This is a genomic window from Agromyces allii (assembly GCF_009749385.1).
GTDB classification, from domain to species: domain Bacteria; phylum Actinomycetota; class Actinomycetes; order Actinomycetales; family Microbacteriaceae; genus Agromyces; species Agromyces allii.
This window is the reverse complement of the sequence record NZ_WBIN01000006.1, coordinates 207,626-231,773: the sequence shown is the minus strand read 5'-3', so window position 1 is coordinate 231,773 and position 24,148 is coordinate 207,626. Positions and strand designations below refer to the sequence as shown.

The window sequence follows — 24,148 nt, the reverse complement described above, 5'->3', positions numbered from 1 at the left end:
GGCGTCGGCCGCCCCTGAGCATCGGGCGCCGAAACCGTTCAGGCCCGCCGCCTCCGCCTGGCTTCGGCGCGAAGCCGCACGAGCAGCCAGCGCGAACCGAGGGCCGCGCGGATGCCGCGGGGCTTGGGCGTCGACGCGTTCGACTCGTGCACCCGGCGCAACAGGGTCGGCGCCTCGACGTGCACGATCGAGCGGGCCTCGTTCGCGGCCAGCGCGATCCAGAGGTCGTGCGACTCGGTGAGGATCTCGGGGAACGGCGTGACGAGCGCGAGCGCGTCGCGGCGCAACCCCATGGTGCAGCCGAAGTAGGGGGCGTCGCCGAGCATGATCCGCAGCACGTTGCGGCGGTGCTCGGCGGACTGCTCGGCCGTGAGCCGCCACGGGCGCCCGGTGACGGGCGACGGCAGGGGCTCTTCGGTGCCGAGCACCACGAGGTTGGAGGCGACGACGAGCGCGCCCGAGCGGTCGAGCGCGTCGAGCATCGCGTCGAGCCGGCCGGGCGTCCAGAGGTCGTCCTGGTCGGCGAGCAGCAGCACGTCGCCGGTGGCCGCGCCGAGCGCGGCCTCGAAGGTGCGGACGTACCCGCGGTTCGCTGCCGCCCGGGTGAGGCGGATGCGCGGGTCGCCGACGGCCTCGACGACCGCCGCCGTGTCGTCAGTGCTCGCGTCGTCGACGATCACGACCTCGTCGGTCGCTGCCAGCTGGGCGAGGATCGAGTCGAGCTGCTCGCGCACGTAGGCTGCGCCGTTGTACGTCGCCATGCACACGCTCACCCGTGGTCTCGGATGCTCCACGTCGAACCTGCTCCCGGTGAATCGTGTCGGATCGAGCGACATAGACTGTCGGTCGATGAGATCTGTCCTCTTGAGGTTAGCCGGATTCACGGGAGCGCCGATCCTGTCGGCGCTCGCCCCGTTCCTGCTCCTGCCGATCATCTCCCGCGTCACCGGCCCCGGCGGCTGGGCCGACTTCTCGGCCGGGCAGTCCATCGGCATCCTCGGCATGGTCGTCGTCTTCTTCGGCTGGGGCGTGGTGGGTCCGGTCCGCATCGCGCGCACCACCGATTCCGCCGGGCGCGCGCAGATCCTCCGCGAGAGCCTCGTCTCGCGGGCCATCACGACCGTCGTCGCGATCCCGCTCGTCATCGTCGCGACCGCGCTCGTGACCGGTGGCGACTTCAAGCTCGAGTCGATCGCGATGGCCGTCGCGATGACCCTCGCCGGCCTCTCCCCCTCGTGGTTCTGCATCGGGGCGGCCCGCCCGATCGACCTCATGCTCTACGACGCGGGCCCGAAGCTGTTGGCCGCCCTCGCCGCGATGCCGGTGCTGCTCCTCGGCGGACCGGTGATCTTCTACCCGATCGTGCTCGCGGTGGTCACGGTCGCCGCGGCCGCCGCGCACGCGGTCCGCAACCTCCGCGGGGCGTCCGGGCCGCGCGTGGGCCTCGGCCGCGGCTTCCGCGTGCTCCGCGAACTCCTCCCGACCGCGGCGATCGACGCCGCAGGCAACGCGTACGGCACCACGCCCGTGCCGATCGCGACGGCGGGCCTGCCGCCCGCGCAGGCGAGCTCGTTCGCCTCGGCCGACCGGCTCTACCGGGTGGGCGTGCTGGCCGTCATCGCGCTCGGCAACGCGTTCCAGGCGTGGGTGCTCGAGCCCGACGCGACGAGCCCCGTGCGACGTCATCGGGCCGCGATCTTCGCCCATCTCGGCCTCGGCGTGTTCGGCGCGGTCGGGCTCGCCGTGCTCGGCCCGTGGGCCTCCGGCTTCATCTTCGGCGCCGACGTGGCCGCGAACGGGCTGACCTGCGTGCTCTTCGGCGTCGCGTTCTTCGCCATCTCGAGCGCGACCCCGTTCATCCGGAACATCCTGATCCCCCACGGCCGCTACCGGTTCGTGCTCGCCACGACCCTCACCGCGTCGGTCGTCGGCGTGACGATCATGACGATCGGTTCGGTCAACGGCTACGAGGCCGTCGTCGCGGCCGGTGTGGCCGCCGCCGAGCTGACCTCGCTGCTGATCCTGGTCGTGCCGGGTCTGCGCCTGATCGGCACGCCCGCACCGCATCCGGTGACGGTGCAGACGGCCGAGGTCGAGGGCTCGCCGAGCAGCTGGTGACCCCGACCGGTCGTGGTCGGTGCGGCGGTCAGCCCTCGACGAGCGGGGCGTCGTCGAGCCGCTGCACCCGGGGCGTCGCCCAGCGGATGCCCGCGGCATCCTGCATCGAGGCCTCCGAGGCGCGGCCCATGCGTCCGGCGCGCGCGTCGGAGATGGCCGCGCGGTAGAGCCGCCAGAGCGCGCGTCGCGGGCGCGCGAGGGTCGCCGCGACGACGAAGTGCAGCACCTCGACGAGCGTGTCCCGCGCGATCCAGGCCCGCTGCGTGCGGCGGAACTCGCGGTTCACGACGATGCGGTTGCGCACGCGGTAGTAGTACCGGAACGGCGTGCTGAGCGTGACGTCCTTCGGCCCGAGCCCGAAGGTGACGAGCCGCAACCAGGTGGGCCGCTCGTAGGCGGCGCCGAGCGAGTGCGGCAGCCGAACGCCGGGTGCGGCGACGCCGACGAGGCCGGCCGACGTGCAGCGCAGTTCGAACTCGGTGTCGACGAGGTCGATGAACAGGTCTGCGCGCAGGGTTCCGACGGCCTCGAAGGTCGTCACGGGCACGAGCATGCCCGACTGGATCGAGTGGCGCGTGAGCAGGGTGCCGTCCTCGGCCCGGGAGGCGACCTGGCTCACCGAGGCGAACATCTCGGGCACCGCGAACGCCGCGGCGTGGCCGCGTTCGGTCGCCTGTTCGAGGGCCGCGAGCAGTTCGGCGACGGATGCCGCGGGCAGGCGCGAATCCTGATCGAGCGTGAGCACGTGGCCGGCGCCGAGCGAGCGGGCGTGCTCGATGCCCGCGTTCAGGGCCGCGGCGATTCCGGAGTTCTCGGGCAACCGCAGCACGGTCGCACCGGCCGCTTCGATCGTGGCGAGCACGTCATCGGCCGAACTGCCGCTGCCGTCGTCGACGACGATCACCGAGTCGACGTTCCCGTGCAGCTCCGCGATGCCGGCGAGCAGGTCTGGTTCGGGCCGGAACGCCGAGATCACCACGTGGATGCCGGCGTCGCGCGGCGAGCCGATCACCGGGATCGGTCCTCGTCACGCCCTCGCGAGCCCTCCGCAACCTCGTCGGACGACGGAAGCTCGACGCGTTCTGCGCGCCCGGCGCCCTCGAGGGCATCGAGGCGGGCCGAGAGCCGCTCGACCTCGGTGTTCAGCAGCGCCGTCTCTTCGGCGACGCGCCGGATCTCGTCTTCGGCCTGCGAGATCTCCCACGACAGGTGCAGGCTCACGCCGAGCAGCAGCACGATCGCCAGGGAGAAGAGCAGGTTCGACGGCACCTGGACCCCGAGCGCGAGGGTGAGGCCCTCGAGCAGCTGCGGGAAGATGCCGAGCACGAGCACGACGAGGCCGATCACGATCCAGAAGAACGCGTACTTCTCGCGCAGCTTGCGGGTGAGGAGCATGTACACGACGATGCTCACGAGGACGAGCGCGAGGGCGATGCCCAAGAAGACGATCACGCGGTCTGACCTCCCGTGGTCTTGCCGGGTCGCATCAGCGCGAGGCCCAGCGCGAAGATCGACCGGAACAGGTAGATGCTCGCCCCGATGGGGTTCTGGCTCGGGTTGCCGTGCATGCGCTGGCGCATCGCGACCGGGACCTGGGTGACCGAGAGCCCGGAGTGCACCGCGGCGACGAGCGAGTCGAGCGTGTCGCCGAGGTACTCGGCCGGGTAGTAGCGCACGTACTGATCGATGGCTCGACGGTTGGCCGCTCGGAATCCCGAGGTCACGTCGGTGAGTCGCGTGCCCGCGACCCTCGACATCACGCCGGCGAGGAAGAGCATCGCCCAGCGCCGCGGGCCCTTGACCGAGTAGTCGCCCTTGTCGGCGAACCTGGCGCCGATCGAGATGTCCGACTCGCGGAGTCCGTCGAGCACGCGGCCGATCTCGGCGGGATCGTGCTGCCCGTCGGCGTCGACCTGGATCGCCGCGTCGTAGTCGTGCCGCTGCGCGTAGGTGAAGCCGGCGCGCATGGCACCGCCGACACCGAGGTTGAACGGCAGCGCGATCACGGTCGCGCCGGCCTCGCGTGCAACTGCGGCGGTGCGATCAGTCGATCCGTCGTCGATGACGACGACGTCGAGGCCGGTGGTGCGGTCGAGGATCTCGCGCACGGTGTTGCCGACGTTGGCCTGCTCGTTCCACGCCGGGACGATGACCAGTACACGCCCGAGCGAGTCAATCATGATGGGGTCGAGCATATCAACGGCGCCCGGCTCATCCTGTGCACTGCCGGTCATTCGAGTCCTCCGCACGCCGTGATCTCGTACAGGCGGGCATCGCCGATCTCTCGCACGAGTCGCACCGAGTCGGAGGTCGCGAGGTCGTCGAAGCCCGTGAAGACGTGCTCGCCGCCGTGTACCTCGCGCGAGCCGAAGTCGAGCACGAACCCGACGTTCTCGGCGTCGAGCGCTGCGCAGAGGGCTGCGCCGGCATCGGCCTCGTCGAGTTCGTCGTTGATGATCTCGATGTCGTCGGAGATGTCCATGAGCGTGTGCGGCATGAGCACGCGCCGGTCGCTGATGGCGTACGCGAGTCCGGCGCCCGTCCACGGGCTTCCGGCGATCGCGACATCCTCCGGTACGAGGGCGGGCAGCTCTTCGAGCAGCCTGAGCTCGTCGGAGCTGATGAGCGCCGACTTCGGCGTGATGCGGTAGGACTTGCTCGCACCGTCGACGGCACCCGCAATGCTGCGGCCCTGCATCGAGAGACCGAGCAGCACGATCGCCAGCGCGGCGACGACGACGCGCAGCACCCGGCCGCGGCTCGCGACGAGGCGGTCGTAGACGCGGGACTCGGTGAGCTTCTGCCAGAGGCCCGCGACGCCGATCGCCGCGAGCGGAACCACGGCGATGACGACCAGCGCCGCGAGGCGGGGCGTGTTGTTGTACCAGGACGCCGTGATGAGGTTGCGGATCGTGGCGCTCGAGACGCCGGCGACGATGATGTACAGCGTGCCGGCGACCGCGAGCAGCGACATCGCGATCCAGTCGGCCGAGCGTCGGCGGATCGCGGCGAACACGACGCCCGTGATCATCGCGATCGCGACGACCTCGGCGATCGGCGTGTGGTACATCGAGACCGTGATGACCTCGCCGAGGGCCTGCCCGGCGAGTCCGATCGCCGGCCAGAGGGTCGCCTCGAGCGGGGGCCGCAGCACTCGGATCGCGACGAACCCGATCAGCAGATAGGCGGCGAAGCCGGCGACGGCGATGATCCTGCTGCGCGCGGCGGCGCCCGACCTGAGCAGGCGGATCAGCGCGATCACGGCGATCGGCAGCGAGAACGCCAGCCAGGCCATGAACGCGCCGGGGTGCGTGAGCGCGAGAGCGGGGAGCGCACCGGCGAGCGCGACCGCCGACCACACGGGATCGAGGCCGGTCGAGTCGCGCCCGAGCCGGAAGAGGGCGACCGTCGCGGCGACCGCCGCCGGCACGAGCGCGACTCCCGCCTGGTAGGGGTAGAGCACGCCGTAGTCGACGAGGAGGTACGGGAACGCCGGGATCGAAGCGGCGGCGAGACCCGCGCTGATGGCGACGGCCGGCTTCGAACCGCCGAGCACCCGCGCGAGCAGGACGATGCCGAGCGGCCAGGCGACCGCCGAGAAGACGATCCACGTGGTGTTCACCGCGACCGGGATCGTGACCCCGGTCAACTGCACCACGAGGGTCGCGACATCGTGCCAGCCGACGGGATAGAACCAGAGCCCCGCCGAGGTCATCGCACCGACATCGAGCGGCGAACCGCTGCCGGTGTCGAGGATAAAGCGCACCGCGTTCAGGTGGTAGATGTTGTCGAAGGTCTGGGAGATGCCTCCGGGTTCGCCGATGATCTGCACCGACCTGACCGCGATCATGGCGGCAGCGAGCAGCACGCCGACGGCGAAGGCCCACGAGCCGGCGGTGCGCGCGCCTGCGGTCACCGATCCGGATGCCGCGGCATCGGCGGAGGCGTCGACCGCACGGGCTCGGCGGGTCACCGTCAGCCACCGCGCACCCCAGAGCGCCGCGGCGAGCACCACCGTGAACAGCACGGCGGGGATCCACGACCAGGTGAGCCCGATGAACGGCGCGACGAGTGCGGCCAAGGCGATAGCCGTCACCGAGAACGGTGCGGAGAGCCCCCACATCCACACGCCGCGGAGCCCGACCGCTCGGGCGAGGAGCAATCCGGGGAGCACCACGATCGCCGCAGCGACGGTCGACGCCCACGCAAGATCGAGCCACGTCATCTCAGGTCGCATCCCTTCACACGCTTCCGGAGATCGGCGGCGTCGGTGTTCAAGGATACCGTCAGCCCCGTGAGCCTCGCCTCCACGCGACCGTCGACGTCCGGATGCCGCTGCGCAGGCCTCGGTGCGCGGTCGGGACGCCTGCCGGGCCATGGGACGATTGACGGGTGACTCTCGACATCATGATGCCGTTCTACGGTCGCATCGACCACTTCAAGCTCGCGGTCCAGAGCGTGCTGGCGCAGACCGATCCCGACTGGCGACTCGTCATCGTCGACGACGTCTACCCCGACCTCAGCGCCGGCGAATGGGCCTCCGCGATCGACGACCCGCGCGTCACCTACCTCCGCAACGAGGTGAACCTGCGCCCGAGCCGCAACTACCGCAAGTGCGTCGGGCTCATGCAGAACCCGTTTGCGGTGATCATGGGCTGCGACGACATCATGCTGCCCGGCTACGTCGCCCGTGTGAACTCGCTCGCCGCCCGGTTCCCGAGTGCGGCCGTGATCCAGCCCGGGGTCGAGGTCATCGACTCCGACGGTGCGCTGCACCGCCCCCTCGCCGACCGCGTCAAGGCGATGTACGAGCCGCGAGGCTCCGGCATCCGGGTCATCGAGGGCGAGACGATGGCCAAGAGCCTACTGCGTGGCAACTGGACCTACTTCCCTTCGCTCGCCTGGAACGTCGAGCGCCTCCGCAAGCACGAGTTCCGCACCGACCTCGACGTCGTGCAGGACCTCGCGATGCTCCTCGAACTCGCGAAGGACGGCGGATCGCTCGTCGTCGATGACGACGTGGTGTTCCAGTACCGCCGTCACTCCGAGAGCGTCTCGGCCGTGACCGCGCCCGACGGATCCAAGTTCGCACAGGAGCGCGTGGTGTTCGGCGAGGCCGCGCGCGATCTCTCGGCGCTCGGCTGGAATCACGCCGCACGTGCTGCGCGCCTGCACCTCACCTCTCGCCTCCACGCCGCGGCCGACCTCCCGAAGGCCGTGCTCGCAAAGGACGCCAAGGGGTTTCGCTCGCTCGCCCGCCACGCGTTCGGCGGCACGAAGGCCGACTGACCGGGCACCGGGCTCTGGTCGATCCGCGAACGGCCGCCCGCGGCATCCGGAACCGGATCGGGCCGGTCGCCCTTCAGAAGGACGACCGGCCCGGGCCGTGATCGAGGTCGGTCGGGTCAGCCGACGTCACCGCGGAGCGAGCGCGACCAGGTCTCGGCCGACGTGATCGCCGGCAGCTGCTCGCGGTACTGCTTGGACAGGGCGTCCCACTCGCGACGCGTGCGCAGGTTCAGCCGCACCGCGTCGAGCGCCATCTTGCGGAAGTGGCGGGGGTTGCGGATGTGCCAGGTCGCACCGGACCCCTCGGCGTTGCTGATGAGCACGCTGTCGTACTTGCTGACCTCGAACCAGCGGGCGTCCTGATACGGCAGGTGGGCTTCGGGGTGGAGCGCGGCGTCGGGTCGAGGGCGGCGCGTCGTGTGACGCCAGACGGTCTTCGCCAACCACGACACGAAGCGGATGCCGCGAGGCCCCGGGTTCGGTCGGCCGGTCGCGATCTCGGGCACGTCGCGCGCCGCGAACTTCGGCATCTCGGCCGTGTCGCGCAGGAGTTTGGACTCGGGGAACCCGGCGCCCAGCGCCCGCACCCTCGGCAACCGATCGAGCATGTCGGCGTGCAGCTGCGCCGGCCCCTCGAACACGTTGCGGATCGCCGCGTGCCGCATCGCGACCGTGTAGTAGTCCATCGTGAAGAGGTTCTTGATGTCGATCGCGAGGTTCGCACGCCAGAGCTTGCCGCCCTTCGCCATCGGCGAGTGCAGCAGGGCGGCGACGAGCCGGTTGCGGGCGTGGAAGAACGCCTGCCAGTCGTGGGAGTCGTCCTTGTCGACCCACGAGACGTGCCAGACTGCGGCGCCAGGCAGGCTCACCGTCGAGTGGCCGTTGGCCCGGGCGCGCAGGGCGTACTCGGCGTCGTCCCACTTGATGAACACGGGCAGCGAAAGACCGATCTCCTCGACGATCGAGATCGGGATCAACGACATCCACCAGCCGTTGTAGTCGACGTCGAATCGACGATGCAGCCAGTTGGTCTGCCGCAGGTTCGACTCCGCCAGGTCATGACGGGAGGGCGTGAACGGCCCCCACATGAACGGACCCCAGTGGATGCCCTCGGCGAACGCGTGCAGCTTCGACTTGTCGTACATGTCGAACATGTGCCCGCCCACGATGGTGGGCTTCGTGCAGTGGTTCGCGAACAGCACGGCCCGACGCAGGCTCTCGGGCTCGATCTCGACGTCGTCGTCGAGCAGGATGATGTAGTCGGACTCGCCGGCCTCGCTGGTCTCGAGCATGCCCCTCGAGAACCCGCCCGAACCGCCGACGTTGGCCTGCTCGATGACCGTCAGGCGGTCGCCGAGCCGCTCGGAGGCGAGGGCGAAGCCCTCGTTCTCGACGATCCTCTCGCTGCCCTGGTCGACCACGAGCACGCGGTCGATGTAGCGCATCGCGTCATCGTCGCCGCCGATCTCGGCGATGAGCTTCGTGCAGTACGCACCGCGGTTCAGCGTCGTGATCGAGACCGTCGCCGACCCGTCGGTGACCGGACCCTCGCCGTCGAGCGCGAGCCAGTCGGCCTGCACGAGCGAGAGCTGCTCGTCGCCCGCGATGAGGTCGAACCAGAGCCAGCCTCCGTCGAGGAAGGAGTTGAACGGGAGCACGAACTCGCTCGTGGTGGTGCCCGCGACCTCGATGCCGTCGACGCGCTGGATCACGCCGCGGGCGTTCGAGCGGAACACGACGACGCGGCCGGGGCCCTCGGTCTGCACGCGGAGGCGGGTGCCGGTCAGCGAGGTCCACGCGTTCCAGTAGCTCGCGGGGAACGCGTTGAAGTACGCCGCGAACGACACCGTCTCGGATGCCGGGAGCCGCAGCCCGCGTCGCCCGCTCAGCCAGCTCAGTCCGTTGCGGCTCGTGACCCGCGACGGGCGCCGGTCGTGTCCTTCGATGAAGAGGCCGCGCGCCTTGGCGAGCAGGTCGTCGTCGTTGTCGCCCGAGTAGGACCACGACCACGTCTCGGCGTCGAGGTAGAGCGGGAGCGCCTGCGGGTCGCCGTGCTCCGGAAAGATCACTCGTTGCAGGACGAGGGGATCGATGCTCATGGTTTCCTTCGAGGTCGGGATGCGGCGTGCGAGTGCTCGGGCGCTCGGCAGCTCAGCCGAAGGCCGGCTTCAGCTTGTTCTCGTACATGGAGAGCGCGGAGCCGATCGCCATGTGCATGTCGAGGTACTGGTACGTGCCGAGGCGTCCGCCGAAGTACACGTCGGACTCGCCCTTCGCCAGCTCGCGGTAGGCCAGCAGCTTCTCGCGGTCGCTCGGGGTGTTGACCGGGTAGTACGGCTCGTCGTCGCGCTCGGCGAAGCGCGAGTACTCGCGCATGATGATCGTCTTGTCGGCCGGGTGCTCCCGCTCGGGGTGGAAGTGGCGGAACTCGTGGATGCGCGTGTACGGCGTCTCGGAATCGGCGTAGTTCATCACCGATGTGCCCTGGTAGTCGCCGATCGGCAGCACCTCGCGCTCGAAGTCGAGCGTGCGCCATGCGAGCTCGCCCTCGGCGTAGTCGAAGTAGCGGTCGACCGGGCCGGTGTAGACGATCGGCACCTTGCCGACGAGCGCCTGCTTGTTGATCGGCTGCGACTCGTCGAAGAAGTCGGTCGACAGGCGCACCTCGATGAGCGGGTGGTCGGCCATGCGCTCGATCCACGCCGTGTAGCCGTCGACCGGCAGACCCTCGTGGTCGTCGTTGAAGTAGCGGTTGTCGTACGTGTAGCGCACGGGAAGGCGCGAGATGATCTCGGCCGGCAGCTCGCTCGGCGGGGTCTGCCACTGCTTCGCGGTGTAGTCGCGGATGAACGCCTCGTAGAGCGGGCGCCCGATGAGCGAGACGGCCTTCTCCTCGAGGTTCGCGACCTCGGCCGAGTCGACCTCGGCGGCCTGGGAGGCGACGAGCTCGCGCGCCGCGGCTGGGCCGTGCGCCGAGCGGAAGAACTGGTTGATCGTGCCGAGGTTGATCGGCAGCGGGAACACCTCGCCTCGGTGCGTCGTGTAGACCTTGTGCACGTACTCGGTGAACGCGGTGAACCGGTTGACGTACTCCCACACCGTCGGGTTCGAGGTGTGGAAGAGGTGGGCTCCGTAACGGTGCACCTCGATGCCCGTCTCGGGGTCGGCCTCGCTGTACGCGTTGCCGCCGATGTGGTCGCGGCGGTCGATGACCAGCACGCGCTTGCCCAGTTCTGCGGCGCACCGCTCGGCGACGGTCAGGCCGAAGAAGCCCGACCCGACCACTACGAGATCGACATCAGTCGTCACGGTTTCTCCTTGTTCATTCACTGCGGCCGCGCGGGGCGCGGCCGACCCCCGATTGTACCCGGACGCCTCTCGCGCAGTCTGCACGCGCGAGTCGCAGGCGGAGCCGCACTGCCGTGCGGCTGCACTGCCGGGCTGCGCTCCCGGACACCGCACCGCACCGCACGGCGCGGTGCTCAGCGCTCGGCGAGCAGCCGGGTGAGGTACGTGCCGTAGCCGCTCTTCACGAGCGGCGCGGCGAGCTCGGCGAGCTGCGCGTCGTCGATCCATCCGGCGCGCCAGGCGATCTCCTCGATGCAGCCGATCTTGAATCCCTGGCGCTCCTCGATGACCCGGACGTAGTCGCTCGCCTGCATCATCGACTCGAAGGTGCCGGTGTCGAGCCAGGCGGTGCCCCGATCGAGCACCTGCACCTGCAGACGCCCGCTCTCGAGGTAGCGCTCGTTGACCGTGCTGATCTCGAGCTCGCCGCGCGCGCTCGGCTCGACGTGCTTGGCGATCTCGACCACGGAGTTGTCGTAGAAGTAGAGGCCGGGCACGGCGTAGTTGCTCTTGGGGTGCTCGGGCTTCTCCTCGATGGAGACCGCGCGGAACTCGTCGTCGAACTCCACGACGCCGTAGGCGCGGGGATTGCTCACGTGGTACGCGAAGATCAGCGCGCCGTCGATGTCGGTGTTGCCGCGCAGCGCGGTGCCGAGGCCCGCGCCGTGGAAGATGTTGTCGCCGAGCACCAGGGCGACGGACTCGTCGTCGATGAACTCCTCGCCGATGATGAACGCCTGCGCGAGGCCGTCGGGCGAGGGCTGCACCGCGTAGTCGAGCCGCATGCCGAGGTTCGAGCCATCGCCGAGCAGCGCCTGGAACTGGTCGGAGTACTCGGGGGTCGTGATGATGAGCACTTCGTTGATGCCGGCCATCATCAGCGTCGACAGCGGGTAGTAGATCATCGGCTTGTCGTAGATGGGCATCAACTGCTTGGAGATGCCCTTCGTGATCGGCCACAAGCGGGTGCCCGAACCGCCCGCGAGGATGATGCCGCGCATCAGCTGGCTCCGCCGAGCGTCGCGTAGAACGCCTTCGCCTGCTCCCAGGTGGGCAGCAGGCCCGCGGCGGCGGCTTCTTCGAGGCCGGGGGCGACCTCGTCTTTCGGCGAGAGCAGCGGGGTGCCGGCCTCGGCCGGGAACTCCAGCGCGATCGCCGGGTCGAGCGGGTTGATGCCGTGCTCTCGCTCCGCATTGAACGGCGCGCTCACGAGGTAGCTCACGGTGGCGTCGTCGCTCAGGGCGACGAAGCAGTGGCCGAGGCCCTCCGAGATGAAGATCGCGCGACGGTCGACGTCGTCGAGCAGCACCGAGTCCCACTGGCCGTAGGTCGGCGAACCGACCCGGATGTCGATGACGAAGTCGAGCACGGCACCGCGCGTGGCGGTGACGTACTTCGCCTGGCTCGGGGCGATGTCGGCGAAGTGGATGCCGCGCACGACGCCGCGCTTGGAGACGGAGGTGTTCGACTGGGCGATCGGGAACCGGCGGCCGATGGCCTGCTCGAGATGATCGGCCCTGAACCACTCGAGGAACACGCCACGGTCGTCGCCGAACTGCTTCGGGGTGATCTCATAGCTGTCGGGGATCTTCAGTTCACGGATCTGCACCGCAGGAGTCTACCAAGCGGGCGCGCCGCGGCTCTTCGGCGATGTCGGCGCACCGCCCGAGCCGACGCGCGGTGGCTCGGGCTAGACTCTCGCAGGCAGCGGGCTTGCGCAGTCGCGCCCTCGATCACCAGGAACTAGCCCAAGGGAAGGCATCCATGAAGATCCTCGTCACCGGAGGCGCCGGGTTCATCGGCTCGAACTTCGTGCACTACGTGCTGGCGAACACCGATCACTCGGTGACCGTCCTCGACAAGCTCACCTACGCTGGCAACCTCAAGTCCCTCGACGGGCTCCCCGAGGACCGGTTCACGTTCGTGCAGGGCGACATCGCCGACGCGGCGCTCGTCTCCGAGCTCGTGCCGGCCCACGACGCGGTCGTGCACTACGCGGCCGAGAGCCACAACGACAACTCCCTCGACGACCCGCGCCCGTTCCTCGACACCAACATCATCGGCACGTACACGCTGATCGAGGCGGCACGTCGGCACGGCGTGCGCTTCCACCACATCTCGACCGACGAGGTCTACGGCGATCTTGAGCTCGACGACCCCGCCCGGTTCACCGAGCAGACGCCGTACAACCCGTCGAGCCCGTACTCGTCGACGAAGGCCGGCAGCGACCTGCTGGTGCGCGCCTGGGTTCGCTCGTTCGGGCTGCAGGCGACGATCTCGAACTGCTCGAACAACTACGGCCCGTACCAGCACGTCGAGAAGTTCATCCCGCGCCAGATCACGAACGTGCTCCGCGGCGAACGCCCCAAGCTCTACGGCACCGGCGAGAACGTCCGCGACTGGATCCACGCGAACGACCACTCGTCGGCGGTGCTCACGATCCTCGAGCACGGCCGCATCGGCGAGACCTACCTGATCGGCGCCGACGGCGAGAAGAACAACAAGGACGTCGTCGAGCTCATCCTCACCGAGCTCGGGCAGCCCGCCGACGCCTACGACCTGGTCACCGACCGCCCAGGCCACGACCTCCGATACGCGATCGACTCGACGAAGCTGCGCACCGAGCTCGGCTGGACCCCCTCGTTCTCCGACTTCGCCGCCGGCCTGGCCGACACCATCGCCTGGTACCGCGACCACGAGGACTGGTGGGTTCCGCAGAAGGATGCCACCGAGGCGCGCTACCTCGCGCAGGGCCAGTAGCCGTGGGCATCCTCATCACCGGCGCCGCCGGCATGCTCGGTCGCGACCTCCAGCTCGCCTTCGAGGGTCGCGACGTCACGGCCCTCGGCCGCTCCGATCTCGATGTGACGGATGCCGCGGCGGTGCTCGATGCGGTGGCCGGCCACGACATCGTGGTCAACGCCGCGGCGTACACGAAGGTCGACGACGCCGAGACGCACGAGGACGAGGCCTACGCGATCAACGCGACGGGCCCCGCGAACCTCGCGGCGGCTGCACGCGAACACGGTGCGAAGCTCGTCACCGTCTCCACGGACTACGTCTTCGACGGATTCGCGACCGAGCCCTATGCCGAGGACCGTCCGCTCGATCCGATCAACGCCTACGGTCGGACCAAGGCGGCCGGCGAGCAGCTCGCGCTCGCAGCCCACCCCGATGGCACCTACGTCGTGCGCACTGCATGGCTCTACGGCGAGCACGGACCGAACTTCGCCTCGACCATGCTCCGCATCGCCGCGCAGCGCGAGACGTGGACCGTCGTCGACGACCAGGTGGGCCAGCCGACCTGGACGCTCGACCTCGCGACCCGCATCCGCGAGATGCTCGACGCCGACGCCCCCGCCGGCATCTACCACGGCACGAACTCCGGGCGCACGAGCTGGTTCGGCTTCGCGCGCGCGGTGCTCGAGGAGGCCGGGCTCGACCCCGAGCGCATCCAGCCCACCACGAGCGCCGAGTTCGTGCGCCCCGCGCCGCGACCCGCGTTCAGCGTGCTCGGCCACGACGCCTGGCGTGCTGCCGGCCTCGAGCCGATGCGCGACTGGCGCGCAGCACTGACCGCCTCGGGAATCGCCGCGCCCGCGGCATCCTGAACCTCGAGGGACTCGACGGCACTCGACGTTCGGCGACGTCTCCGCACCCGACGCTCGACGGAGGGGCGGGTGTCGAACGTCAGTGCTCGGCGATCGCACCGCCGTTGGCGATGAACCGACGGTAGGCGACGCGGCGCACGCGCTCGGGCACGAACCGGTAGACACCGCGCACACTCACGTTGCGGAGGTACTGGCCGCGGGTCGTGAAGCGGATGTCGCGCAGGGCGCGCTGCAGTGCGAGCTCGCTGCGCCACTGCGCACGACCGCCGCGCCTGGCGTAGGCGCCCGCGCCCACGCGGTACATGACGAGCGGTTCGGGCACGTTGCCGACCGCGGCGCCGTCGGCGATCATGCGCGCGAAGAGCCAGTAGTCCTCCATGAGGCCCATGGGCTGGTAGCCGCCGACGCGGTCGACGGCCGACCGGCGGTAGACGACCGTCGGGTGGCTGAACGGGTCGTGGAAGCGCGAGTACGCGGCGATGTCGTCGGCGTCTGAGCGGGGCACGCGCTTGCCGACGATGGTGCCGTCGTCGTCGAGGAACTCGTACATGCCCGTGCCGACGAGATCGAGTCCGTCTTCGACGAGCGGCAGCTGCTTGGCGAATCGCTCGGGCAGCGAGATGTCGTCGGCGTCCATGCGCGCGACGATGTCGTGCTCGCTGAGCGCGAGACCCTCGGTGAGCGCGCGCGAGAGGCCCACGTTCTCGGGGATGCGGTGGTGCACCACGGCGACGTCGGACGCCGCGACCGCCGCCTCGATCGCCGCGGCGAGCTCGTCGCCCACAGGGCCGTCCTGGACCAGCACGACCTGCGCGGGCTTGAGGGTCTGCTGGGCGACGCTCGAGGCGAACGCCTTGGCGAAGTGCGCTGCGTGGTCGCCGCGGTAGACGGGCATGAGCAGCGAGAACGGCTCGGCCATCAGCCCTCCACCGCGCGAACGGCCTCGCTCGCGTCGCCGAGCCCGGCGAGCGCCATCGCGTTCGGCCGCGGCCTGGTGCGGGTGCCGTCGCGGTAGCCGCGCCGCCACCCGTCGCGGAGCACCGCACGGTCGTCGGAGCGCAGGAAGGTCCGGATCCAGCGGCGGATGCTCGACGCGCCGTAGACGGCCTTCTCGAACGGCGAGAGGCTCTGCGAGCGCCGGAACATCCACAGCTTGTTGCGCACCTCGTAGTAGAAGCGCGGCCCGGGGTCGGCGTCGGTGGAACCGAGCACCTTCGTCTTGTGCACGACGACGGATGCCGGGACGTGCAGCCCCCGGCGCCCGCGCAGCACGCGCGTCGAGTACTCGAAGTCGTCGTTCCAGATGAAGTAGTCGGCGATCGGGAGCCCGACCTCGCGGACGACGTCGGCGCGGACCAGCATGGAGACGAAGGAGGTGCTGCGCACCGCGATGCCGCCGGAGTGGGCTGCGGCGACACGCTCGGCCTTGCCGACGAACGGCTTCTGGCGCGGGGTGTTCATGGGATGCTCGGTGCCGTCGGTCCAGACGACCCGCGAACCCGCGGCGACGATCTCGGTGCCGTCGACGGCGGCGAGGAGCGCCGCGAGGGCGCCCTCGGTGGGAACGGTGTCGTCGTCCATGAGCCAGAGCCAGTCGGGTTCGTGCCGCTCGAGCGCGAGGGCCATGCCCGCAGCGAACCCGCCGGCCCCTCCGGTGTTCCGGTGCAGGGTCGTGAGGTCGACCAGATCGCCGGCAGCACGCGCGACCGCGATCGTGTCGTCGGTGGAGGCGTTGTCGACGACCACGACCTTCGCCACCGGCGTGCGCTGTGCGGCGAGGCCGTCGAGCACCTCGACGAGCAGGTCGCGGCGGTTGTAGGCGACCACGACCGCGACGACACGCGGGTGCAGCGGGGACTCGTTCATCTGACTCTCATGACGGGGTGCGGGTGACATTCCATCTTGCCCTGACTCGGGGTGCGCGGCCGACCATGGGGAGGGGTTCCCGTCGGATTCGCAGCGCCGGTGCGGGTAGATTGAACGGGTTGCCGCGCACCGACCGACAGGAGATGCATGCCCATCACGCTCCGGATGATCGTCGATCAGGTCGTGGCCCCGGTACCCGGGCCACTCGGCAGGTACACGCAGGCTCTCACCTCGGCCCTGATCACGAGCGCGCCGAGCGGATGCGAGGTCGAGGGCATCGTCTCATCGTCACCGCCGACGGAGTACGAGTTCGTCGAGGCCGCGTTCCCCGGCATCGCGCGTCTCTACAAGACCTCCCTCGCACGCCGGGAGCTCACCGCGGCGTGGCAGCTCGGGCTGACCACCTCCCCCGGCGGAGGCATGATCCACGCCCCGAGCCTGTTCGCCCCGTTGCGGCGGCACGACCGATCGGTCTCGGGCGACCAGGTCGTCGTCACGGTCCAGGACCTCGCCGCGTGGACGCATCCCGACTCGCTGACCTCGGCCTCCGTCGCGTGGCACCGCGCCATGCTGAAGCGCGCGCTCAAGCACGCCGACGCCGTGGTCGTTCCGACCCATGCGCTCGCCGAGCGGCTGGCGGGCATCGCCGACTTCGGCGAACGCGTGCGCGTGATCGGCACCGCGCCCCGGACCGGGCTCTCCGTCGAGGCGACCGAAGCCGCGCTGCGCCGTACGCGCCTGGGGCTGCCCTCCGAGTACCTGGTCGCCGCCGGCACGCTCGAGCCTCGCACCGGACTCGTCGACCTGCTCGATGCGCTCGGGCGCCCCGGCGTTCCGCAGATCCCGCTCGTCGTCCTCGGCCCCGACTCGTGGGGCGAGGTGCACCTGGCGAGCGTCGCCGAGGAGTCCGGCGTCGATCCCCGGCGCGTGCAGGCGCTGCAGGTCGACGATGCGGTCGACCTGGCCGCCGTGCTCTCCGGCGCGACCGCGGTGGTCGCCCCGAGCCACGAGGACGGCGCGGCGACCGACCTCATCGAGGCGTTCGCCATGGGCATCCCCGTGATCCACTCCGACACGTCGACGCATCTCGAGGTGGCGGCCGAGGCCGGCCTCTCGGTGACCGTCGGTTCGGGCGGGTACGCCGATCGGCTGGCCGCTGCCGTGACGTCGGTCGTCGAACACCCGTCTCTCGCCGACCGCCTCGCCGTGACCTCCGGCGATCGCTCCCGGGCGTTCAGCTGGCGCGATTCGGCCGAACGCATCTGGCAGCTGCACGCCGACCTCTGAGTCGAGCCGGTTCGCGCGGCCGAAGCGCCGCACGCTGCGCAGCGCGAGCGGCGGAGCCCACCGATGCCGATGCGGCTCCCGTCGCCTACCCTTCGGCGGGCTCCTCGGTCGGCGGGATCAGCGCCTGCGCGATGAGCTGGCGCACGTACTCGTAGTCGGGATCCTCGGCCGAGTCGACGCCGTTCTCGGGCGTCAGCGCCACCGAGATGATCGGCAGCTCCTTGGTCTTCATGCCGAGGTTCACGAAGTAGCCGAGCATCGACTGCGGGATGTCGGTCTTGACGGTGTCGGCGCCGGCGGAGGCGATCGCCTGGAACTGCGTGAGCACGTTCGCGGGCGTGAACTGCTGCAGGATCGCCGTCTGGAGGTTGTGCTGGCGCTGCATGCGCTCGTAGTCGCCGCCGGCGACGCCGTAGCGCGCACGGCCGTACCAGAGCGCGTGGTAGCCGTTGAGGTGCTGCTGCCCGGGCTCGATCCAGCCGTCGACGCCGTTGTTGTCCTCGTCGCCGCCGATCGGGATGCGCGTCTCGACGTTGATGTCGATGCCGCCGAGGGCGTCGATGAGCTGTTCGAAGCCCTGCATGTCGATGAGCACGTAGTACTGGATCGTCAGGCCAGTGATGCCCTCGACCGCGTCGCGCATGCCCTCGATGCCGGGCTCGCTCCCCTCGGCCACGGCGTTCGGGTACATGTCGGGCGACTTCAGCTCGACCTCGGTGTAGACCGAGTTGAGCTGGCAGACGTCGACCTCGCAGCCGTCGATCGAGCCGTACCCCTCGGGGTACACCTGGTACAGCGGCGAGTCCTCGTCGAACGGGAAGTCGACGAAGTCGCGCGGAAGCCCGATCGTCACGGCCTGCCCGGTCTCGGCGTCGATGCTGACCAGGCTCATGCTGTCGGGGCGCATGCCCTCGCGGTCGGGCCCGGAGTCGCCGCCCAGCAGGAGGATGTTGTACCGGCCGTCGATCGGGGGCTCGGTCGGACCGGCGACGAACACCGAGGAGATGAACCCGCTCGTCGTCGTCGCGAAGTACGCGCCGTACGCGGCGGTGCCGGAGACGGCGACCAGCGCGGCGATCGAGAGGAGCGCGACCCAGGGCCTGGCGGAGGGCGCCGTCTTCACCAGTCGCACGAGCCGGAGCGTGTCGAGGGTGAGCACGACCCAGAGCACGGCGTAGAACAGCGCGGCCGCGGCGAGGATCCAGAGGGTGATGCTCGTGGAGAGCACGGTGTAGAGCACGGTCGGCCAGAACAGCCAGACGACGAACGCGACGAGCGCGAGCGCCCAGAGCGTCAGCGTCGACCCGAGGCCGAATCGGCCGAGGCGGCGGTCGCCCGCGAGCACCTGCGCCGAGCCGGGCACCAGGAAGTTCAGCACGACGAGCCACCACGCGCGACGCGTCATGACCGGTCTGGATGCCGCGTCGGGAAACCGGATCGGACTTGCGGCGAGCGTCATAGCGTCGACTTCAGCCGTTCGTTCTTCTCCTCGACGAGCGCGGCGAGCGACTCGGCGTACGCGGCCAGCGCTTCGGTGAGCGCGGCATCGGAGGTCGCGAGGATCTTGGCGGCGATCAGGCCGGCGTTCTTCGCGCCGCCGATCGAGACGGTGGCGACGGGCACGCCGGCGGGCATCTGCACGATCGAGAGCAGCGAGTCGAGGCCGTCGAGGCGCGACAGCGGCACGGGCACGCCGACGACGGGCAGCGTGGTGACGGAGGCGAGCATGCCGGGCAGGTGGGCTGCACCGCCGGCGCCCGCGATGATGACCTTGAGGCCGCGCGAGGCCGCGCTCTTGCCGTACGCGATCATCTTCTCGGGGGTGCGGTGGGCCGAGAGCACCTCGACCTCGTGGGCGATGCCGAACTCGGTGAGCAGGGCGGATGCCTCGTGCATCACGTTCCAGTCGGAGTCGGATCCCATCACGACGCCCACGAGCGGGCAGTTTGCTGCAGTCACCCGACGATCTTAGGGTGCCCGGCTGGCAGATCGCCGCAGGGCGCGCACGCGAGGCGCCAGGCGACGCACGGGCGGGAGACGCACGACGCGCACGCGACGCTCACCGGCCGGCCACCGGCATCCGCTCAGTCCTGGAAGGCCGCCGCTGCCGCGCGCGCCTCGTAGACGACGGCGTCGAGGTCGTCGCCGATCGCCGTGACGTGGCCCACCTTGCGGCCGGGGCGCGGCGCCTTGCCGTAGTTGTGCAGCTTGACGGTGGGGTGCTGCTGAAGCGCGGCGACGTAGCGGTCGGCGAGCGAGCCCTCGACGGGCCCGCCGAGCACGTTGACCATGACCGACCAGTCGGCGTGGGTGCCGGTGCCGCCGAGCGGCAGGTCGAGCACCGCGCGCAGGTGCTGCTCGAACTGGCCGGTGGTGGAGCCGTCCATCGACCAGTGGCCGCTGTTGTGCGGGCGCATGGCCAGCTCGTTGACCAGGATGCGCTCGTCGGTGGTCTCGAAGAGCTCGACGGCCATGACGCCGGTGACCTCGAGGCCCTCGGCGACGGCGAACGCGATCTCGGCGGCGACGTCGGACATCTTGCCGGCCGAGTGCGGGGCGGGCGCGATGACCTCGCTGCAGACGCCCCCGACCTGCACGGTCTCGACGAGCGGCCAGGCGGCGATCTCGCCCGACGGGCGGCGGGCGACCAGCTGGGCGAGCTCGCGACGGAAGTCGACGAGTTCCTCGACGAGCAGCGCGCCGTCACGACCGTCTTCGGATGCCGCGGTGAACCACTCGGCGACCTCGGCCGCGGTGCGCACGACCCGGACGCCCTTGCCGTCGTAGCCACCGCGGGGGGTCTTCACGACGGCCGCGCCGCCGTGGGCCGCGATGAACTCGTCGAGCTCGGCGGGCGTCTCGATGCGGGCCCAGTCGGGCACGGGAAGGCCCAGCTCCGAGAGTCGCTCGCGCATGAGCAGCTTGTCTTGGGCGAAGCGCAGCGGGTCGGGCCCGGGGCGCACGGCGACCCCGGCGTCGACGAGCGCGCGCAGCACATCCTGCGGCACGTGCTCGTGGTCGAACGTGACCACGTCGACCTCGCGCGCGAACGCGAGCACCGTCTCGAGGTCGGTGTAGTCGCCGACCCGGTCGGCCGCGATCGCCGCCGACATGCCGTCGGCCTCGGCGAGCACGCGGATGTCGACGCCGAGCTCGATGGCCGCGGGGATCATCATCCGGGCGAGCTGTCCGCCGCCGATCACTCCGACTCGCACGCGGTCGCTCCTTCGGTTCAGGGGGTTCTGCTCACGGGGTTCGCGTGTCGCGGACACCCCGTCGGAGCCGTCTGCGCGGCACCCGTCCAGTCTAGGCGGCATGCCGTCGGCATAGGATGTGCCGGTGCCCGACCACGAGCCCGACCCCGAGCCCAGCCACGCGAACTTCCCCGCGCCCGCAGGTCTGCGGAGCGCCCTCGCCCGCGCGTGGGACGGCCTGCTCGCCTACCTCGTGAAGTTCGGCGTCGTCGGCCTGATCGGCCTCGTGATCGACGTCGCCCTCTTCAACCTGCTGCGCATCGGCGTGTTCGGCGACGACCACTGGGCGCAGTCGGCGATCGGCGCGAAGACCATCTCGACCAGTGTGGCGATCGTGTTCAACTGGCTCGGCAACCGGTACTGGACGTTCCGCAACCACCGCCGCAAGAACTACCTGCGCGAGTTCGGCGAGTACGTCGTGGTCTCGCTCGGCGGCATGGCGATCGCGCTCGGCTGCCTCTGGATCAGCCACCACTGGCTCGGGTACACGAGCCTCGTGGCCGACAACATCGCGACGAACGTCGTCGGGCTCGCGCTCGGCACGGCGTTCCGCTTCGTGCTCTACCGCTACTGGGTGTTCGGGCACCACCGCGCCGACGGGCTCTCGAACCGCGACCGGGTCGAGGAGGCGCAGCGCACGCTCTTCGAGGAGCCCCCGACCGGTGCCGGAACGGATGCCGCGGGCGGCCGCGGCGGGGGCGGCCCCGACGCCGCAGGCGGCCCCGGCCCCGCCGCGCTCAGCCCTCGCTGACCGCGCCGCCGCCGGGCTGGAAGTAGGGCGGGTGCACGGCGACCCGCGTGCGCAGGTCGAAGGTGTCGAGCACGGCTCGCACGCGGTCGCGCACACGGTCGTTGCCGACCGCGATGAGCAGCACGCGCTCGAGCGGCAGGGCGTCGTGCACGAGGAACTCCCCCGATGCGAGCTGGGCGCCCTCGTCGTCGCGGTGGATGCGCTGCAGCGCACGCAGGACGTCGGGCCAGGCCGAGTCGACGACCGAACCGGTGGCTGCGACATCCGTGCCGGTGACCGCGACCGCGCCGACCTGCTCGGTGCGTGCGCCGACGGCCTTCTCGATGGAGGTGACGAAGAGCACGTGGTCGGCTGCCGGACGCGAGGTCGCGTTGTCGGCCAGGCGGGGATCGGGCGACCCCGTGCGAAGCGACTCCCAGACGTGGGCGTCGGTCGAGAGCAGGAACGGCACGTAGTCGGCCACGACGTTGTCGGTGCCCTCGACGGGCGCGGAGCGACGGAACTCGCGCGCGGCGGGCGCGGAGAGGTCGACCTCGGGCTTCGCCCCCGTGGTGTCGGCGAGGATCGCGCCGGCGCCGAAGATCGACGCGAGGTTCTCGACGTGCGTCACGTGGTAGATGCGCACGGTCTTCGGGTCGATGGGCGTGAACGTCGCCGCGGCGCGCGTGCCGGGCACGCGTGCGGGCGGCCGGGTGGACGCGCGGGTCGTCGTGCCGCGCAGCGACGTCGTCGTCCGGGGTGCGCGAACCGGTGCGACCACGGGGCGCGGCGTCGGTTCGGGCGGCGGGAAGCACGTGGCGCACATGCCTGCTTCGAATCCGTGCCTGCATTCGTCCACGGGTGACCTCCATAGGGCGGCTCGCGCTCGGGGGCGCACGAGTCCGACCTTCTAGGGTAAGCCTTGAAACCGGATGCCGCGTGCGAGCCGTCTCGAGACGGGCCCGTCGAGGTCGTCGGCGGCACCCATCGGCCCGCTCGGCGGGGGCTCGGCGGGGCTCAGCGCCGGTGCCAGGCCACGGTGTCGCCGTCGGCGCCCGCCCGCATCGCACGCCGGTGCTCGAGCGCCGCGGGGCTCGACGGATCCATGAGCTCCTGGAGCGCGGCCTGCACGAGTTCGGGGCGCGGCACGTCCTTCAGCACGTAGGTGCGGTCGTGGGCGGTGTTGATGACGACGTCGCCCGAGCCGAACATCGACGCGAACCACCCGGCCCGCACGTCGACATCCGTGGCCCGGCTGTTCAGGATCTCCTGCCGCACGCGCGAGAACACGCCTCGGCGGAGGATCACGCGTCGGGTGGTGATGGTCGTGCGCCTCGTGAGCCAGGCGATGAGCGGCAGCAGGCAGCCGACGAGCACGACGAGCACGGCCGCGGCGAGGATGCCGAGCTGCGCCCACGGGTCGGCCAGCAGGCCGAGCGCGTACGTCGTGCCGCCCGCCACCGCGATGAGCAGCAGCGCCGACGGGATCAGCCGGCGCGCGTGCGATCGCACCCTGGCGACGACGCGCTCCGGTCGCAGCGAGGGCGAGACGCCGCTCGGCGGGAACCCGGTGGACCCGGTCGCCCCGGTCCACGCACCGGAGGCTCCGGCCGACCCGCCGCCCGTCGACGGCACCTGGCCGGTGCGCGCGTCGGCCGAGGGCGCCGAGGCGGTCGTCGACGCGCCGTCGGAGCGCGCGCCCGATCGCGCCGCCCGTTTCACGGCACGCGAACCGCTCCCCCTCGCCATACGCCCATTAATACCGCAGGTGGGTCACATCCCCGGCGGCGACAGCCTGCTCCTCGCCGTTCTCACGGTCGCGCACGATGAGACGGCCGTCGGCGTCGAGGCGCTCTGCGGTGCCGAGCAGCTCCTCGTCGCCCGGAAGTTCGACGCGCACCTCGGAGCCGAGCGTGCCGCAGCGCGAGGAGACCACCTCGGCGACCCCGCTCGCGACCGCATCACCGCCGGCCGCGACGAAGGCGTCGAACAGGCGGGCGAATCCGTCGAGGTAGTCGGCGAGCACGGCGTCGGCGTCGGGCGCCGCCCCCGTCGCGAGCAGCAGCGAGGTCGACGTGAGCGTCGGCAGGTCGTGCTCGTCGAGCGTGAGGTTCAGTCCGGCGCCCACGATCACCGCTCCAGACTCCGGCAGCAGCTCAGAGAGGATGCCGCACACCTTGTAGCCCGACACGAGCACGTCGTTCGGCCATTTCAGCGCGACCTCGAGGCCACCCGACCGGTCGTCGGGGTCGTCGAGCGGTGCGGATGCCGCGGCCGCCGCCCCGACGGCGCGCGAGACCGCCTCGGTCATCGCCGCACCGGCGATGAGCGGGATCCAGCCGTACGCGTCGGCCGGCAGCGGGCCGCCCTCGCTCTCCCTCGGACGCAGCAGCACCGAGATCGCGAGCGTCTTGCCGGTCGGTGCGAGCCACGTGCGCCCGAGGCGCCCGCGCCCCTGGGTCTGGTCGTCGGTGAGGAGCACGGAGCCGTGCGGCCAGGCCGCGGCATCCGCCCCCTCGACCGCCTCGCGGAGCACGTCGTTCGTCGACGTGGCGGTCTCGAGGAACTCCAGGCGGGGGGCGACGGCGCGAGACTTCGGAAGGTCCATGCCGACAGTCTCCCGCAGGCGGCAGGGCGGATCACAC

23 protein-coding genes are annotated in these 24,148 nt (G+C 70.8%); 6 read left to right on the top strand and 17 right to left on the bottom strand.

The window, feature by feature from the left end:
• Positions 1-38: 38 nt before the first annotated feature.
• Complete coding sequence (locus GQR16_RS09230; RefSeq protein WP_157414848.1) at positions 39-836, bottom strand: glycosyltransferase; 798 nt, start codon at positions 834-836, stop codon at positions 39-41.
• Between the two features lie 13 nt (positions 837-849).
• Between GQR16_RS09230 and GQR16_RS09225 the strand changes: the two genes are divergently transcribed.
• Positions 850-2,118 carry a lipopolysaccharide biosynthesis protein gene (locus tag GQR16_RS09225; RefSeq protein WP_157414847.1) on the top strand — a complete coding sequence of 423 codons (1,269 nt, stop codon included), beginning with the start codon at positions 850-852 and terminating at the stop codon, positions 2,116-2,118.
• A gap of 28 nt (positions 2,119-2,146) precedes the next feature.
• Here the strand turns inward: GQR16_RS09225 and GQR16_RS09220 are convergent, their stop codons facing one another.
• The 4 genes from GQR16_RS09220 to GQR16_RS09205 are packed head-to-tail and all read right to left on the bottom strand — an operon-like array spanning position 2,147 to position 6,343.
• Positions 2,147-3,130: a glycosyltransferase gene (locus GQR16_RS09220; RefSeq protein ID WP_157414846.1), complete on the bottom strand. Its 984-nt coding sequence runs from the start codon at positions 3,128-3,130 to the stop codon at positions 2,147-2,149.
• Positions 3,127-3,570, bottom strand: a complete 444-nt coding sequence (locus GQR16_RS09215) for a DUF2304 domain-containing protein (RefSeq protein ID WP_157414845.1) — start codon at positions 3,568-3,570, stop codon at positions 3,127-3,129. The genes GQR16_RS09220 and GQR16_RS09215 overlap by 4 nt, the downstream gene beginning before the upstream one ends.
• Positions 3,567-4,298: a glycosyltransferase family 2 protein gene (locus tag GQR16_RS09210; protein ID WP_157414844.1), complete on the bottom strand. Its 732-nt coding sequence runs from the start codon at positions 4,296-4,298 to the stop codon at positions 3,567-3,569. Before GQR16_RS09210 ends, GQR16_RS09215 begins: the two co-directional genes overlap by 4 nt.
• Before the next feature lie 50 nt (positions 4,299-4,348).
• Positions 4,349-6,343 carry a DUF6541 family protein gene (locus GQR16_RS09205; protein WP_157414843.1) on the bottom strand — a complete coding sequence of 665 codons (1,995 nt, stop codon included), beginning with the start codon at positions 6,341-6,343 and terminating at the stop codon, positions 4,349-4,351.
• Between the two features lie 167 nt (positions 6,344-6,510).
• Between GQR16_RS09205 and GQR16_RS09200 the strand changes: the two genes are divergently transcribed.
• On the top strand, positions 6,511-7,407 hold the full coding sequence (locus GQR16_RS09200; protein WP_157414842.1) for a glycosyltransferase family 2 protein: 897 nt from the start codon (positions 6,511-6,513) through the stop codon (positions 7,405-7,407).
• A gap of 116 nt (positions 7,408-7,523) precedes the next feature.
• On the opposite strand, the gene GQR16_RS09195 is transcribed toward GQR16_RS09200, so the two are convergent.
• The 4 genes from GQR16_RS09195 to GQR16_RS09180 all read right to left on the bottom strand — a co-directional run bounded on the left by GQR16_RS09195 (position 7,524) and on the right by GQR16_RS09180 (position 12,364).
• Complete coding sequence (locus tag GQR16_RS09195; RefSeq protein WP_157414841.1) at positions 7,524-9,506, bottom strand: glycosyltransferase; 1,983 nt, start codon at positions 9,504-9,506, stop codon at positions 7,524-7,526.
• A 52-nt stretch (positions 9,507-9,558) separates the two neighbouring features.
• Positions 9,559-10,716, bottom strand: a complete 1,158-nt coding sequence (glf, locus tag GQR16_RS09190; protein ID WP_157414840.1) for a UDP-galactopyranose mutase — start codon at positions 10,714-10,716, stop codon at positions 9,559-9,561.
• Between the two features lie 173 nt (positions 10,717-10,889).
• Positions 10,890-11,756: a glucose-1-phosphate thymidylyltransferase RfbA gene (gene rfbA / locus GQR16_RS09185; protein WP_157414839.1), complete on the bottom strand. Its 867-nt coding sequence runs from the start codon at positions 11,754-11,756 to the stop codon at positions 10,890-10,892.
• Positions 11,756-12,364: a dTDP-4-dehydrorhamnose 3,5-epimerase family protein gene (locus tag GQR16_RS09180; RefSeq protein ID WP_157414838.1), complete on the bottom strand. Its 609-nt coding sequence runs from the start codon at positions 12,362-12,364 to the stop codon at positions 11,756-11,758. Before GQR16_RS09180 ends, rfbA begins: the two co-directional genes overlap by 1 nt.
• A gap of 155 nt (positions 12,365-12,519) precedes the next feature.
• Here GQR16_RS09180 and rfbB point away from each other — a divergent pair, with 155 nt between their 5' ends.
• Together rfbB and rfbD are read left to right on the top strand one after the other, a co-directional pair.
• Positions 12,520-13,515, top strand: coding sequence for a dTDP-glucose 4,6-dehydratase (gene rfbB / locus GQR16_RS09175; protein ID WP_157414837.1), 996 nt, complete (start codon positions 12,520-12,522; stop codon positions 13,513-13,515).
• Positions 13,516-13,517: 2 nt separating this feature from the next.
• Positions 13,518-14,366, top strand: a complete 849-nt coding sequence (rfbD, locus tag GQR16_RS09170; protein WP_157414836.1) for a dTDP-4-dehydrorhamnose reductase — start codon at positions 13,518-13,520, stop codon at positions 14,364-14,366.
• 79 nt (positions 14,367-14,445) lie between these two features.
• Here rfbD and GQR16_RS09165 read toward each other — a convergent pair whose 3' ends face one another.
• Together GQR16_RS09165 and GQR16_RS09160 are read right to left on the bottom strand one after the other, a co-directional pair.
• The gene (locus GQR16_RS09165; RefSeq protein WP_343032902.1) at positions 14,446-15,285 is read right to left on the bottom strand and encodes a glycosyltransferase; all 840 of its coding nucleotides are present in this window, start codon (positions 15,283-15,285) and stop codon (positions 14,446-14,448) included.
• On the bottom strand, positions 15,285-16,232 hold the full coding sequence (locus GQR16_RS09160) for a glycosyltransferase (protein ID WP_157414835.1): 948 nt from the start codon (positions 16,230-16,232) through the stop codon (positions 15,285-15,287). Before GQR16_RS09160 ends, GQR16_RS09165 begins: the two co-directional genes overlap by 1 nt.
• Positions 16,233-16,379: 147 nt before the next feature.
• On the opposite strand from GQR16_RS09160, the gene GQR16_RS09155 reads away from it, so the two are divergent.
• Positions 16,380-17,519 carry a glycosyltransferase gene (locus GQR16_RS09155; RefSeq protein WP_157414834.1) on the top strand — a complete coding sequence of 380 codons (1,140 nt, stop codon included), beginning with the start codon at positions 16,380-16,382 and terminating at the stop codon, positions 17,517-17,519.
• 85 nt (positions 17,520-17,604) lie between these two features.
• On the opposite strand, the gene GQR16_RS09150 is transcribed toward GQR16_RS09155, so the two are convergent.
• From GQR16_RS09150 to GQR16_RS09140, 3 genes are all read right to left on the bottom strand, one after another.
• Entirely contained in the window at positions 17,605-18,924 is a 1,320-nt protein-coding gene (locus tag GQR16_RS09150; protein ID WP_246200675.1) for an LCP family protein, read from the bottom strand.
• Between the two features lie 50 nt (positions 18,925-18,974).
• Positions 18,975-19,442 (bottom strand): 5-(carboxyamino)imidazole ribonucleotide mutase, encoded by a 468-nt coding sequence (gene purE, locus GQR16_RS09145; protein ID WP_157414958.1) that lies wholly within the window; start codon positions 19,440-19,442, stop codon positions 18,975-18,977.
• Positions 19,443-19,603: 161 nt separating this feature from the next.
• Positions 19,604-20,836 carry a 5-(carboxyamino)imidazole ribonucleotide synthase gene (locus tag GQR16_RS09140; RefSeq protein ID WP_157414832.1) on the bottom strand — a complete coding sequence of 411 codons (1,233 nt, stop codon included), beginning with the start codon at positions 20,834-20,836 and terminating at the stop codon, positions 19,604-19,606.
• Between the two features lie 22 nt (positions 20,837-20,858).
• On the opposite strand from GQR16_RS09140, the gene GQR16_RS09135 reads away from it, so the two are divergent.
• Positions 20,859-21,524 (top strand): GtrA family protein, encoded by a 666-nt coding sequence (locus tag GQR16_RS09135; RefSeq protein WP_246200673.1) that lies wholly within the window; start codon positions 20,859-20,861, stop codon positions 21,522-21,524.
• Here the strand turns inward: GQR16_RS09135 and GQR16_RS09130 are convergent.
• From GQR16_RS09130 to GQR16_RS09120, 3 genes are all read right to left on the bottom strand, one after another.
• Positions 21,511-22,329, bottom strand: coding sequence for a DarT ssDNA thymidine ADP-ribosyltransferase family protein (locus tag GQR16_RS09130; protein ID WP_157414831.1), 819 nt, complete (start codon positions 22,327-22,329; stop codon positions 21,511-21,513). The two genes, GQR16_RS09135 and GQR16_RS09130, sit on opposite strands and share 14 nt — an antisense overlap.
• Before the next feature lie 191 nt (positions 22,330-22,520).
• Positions 22,521-23,252, bottom strand: coding sequence for a PH domain-containing protein (locus tag GQR16_RS09125; protein ID WP_157414830.1), 732 nt, complete (start codon positions 23,250-23,252; stop codon positions 22,521-22,523).
• Positions 23,253-23,259: 7 nt separating this feature from the next.
• Entirely contained in the window at positions 23,260-24,111 is an 852-nt protein-coding gene (locus tag GQR16_RS09120; RefSeq protein ID WP_157414829.1) for a biotin--[acetyl-CoA-carboxylase] ligase, read from the bottom strand.
• Positions 24,112-24,148 lie beyond the last annotated feature (37 nt).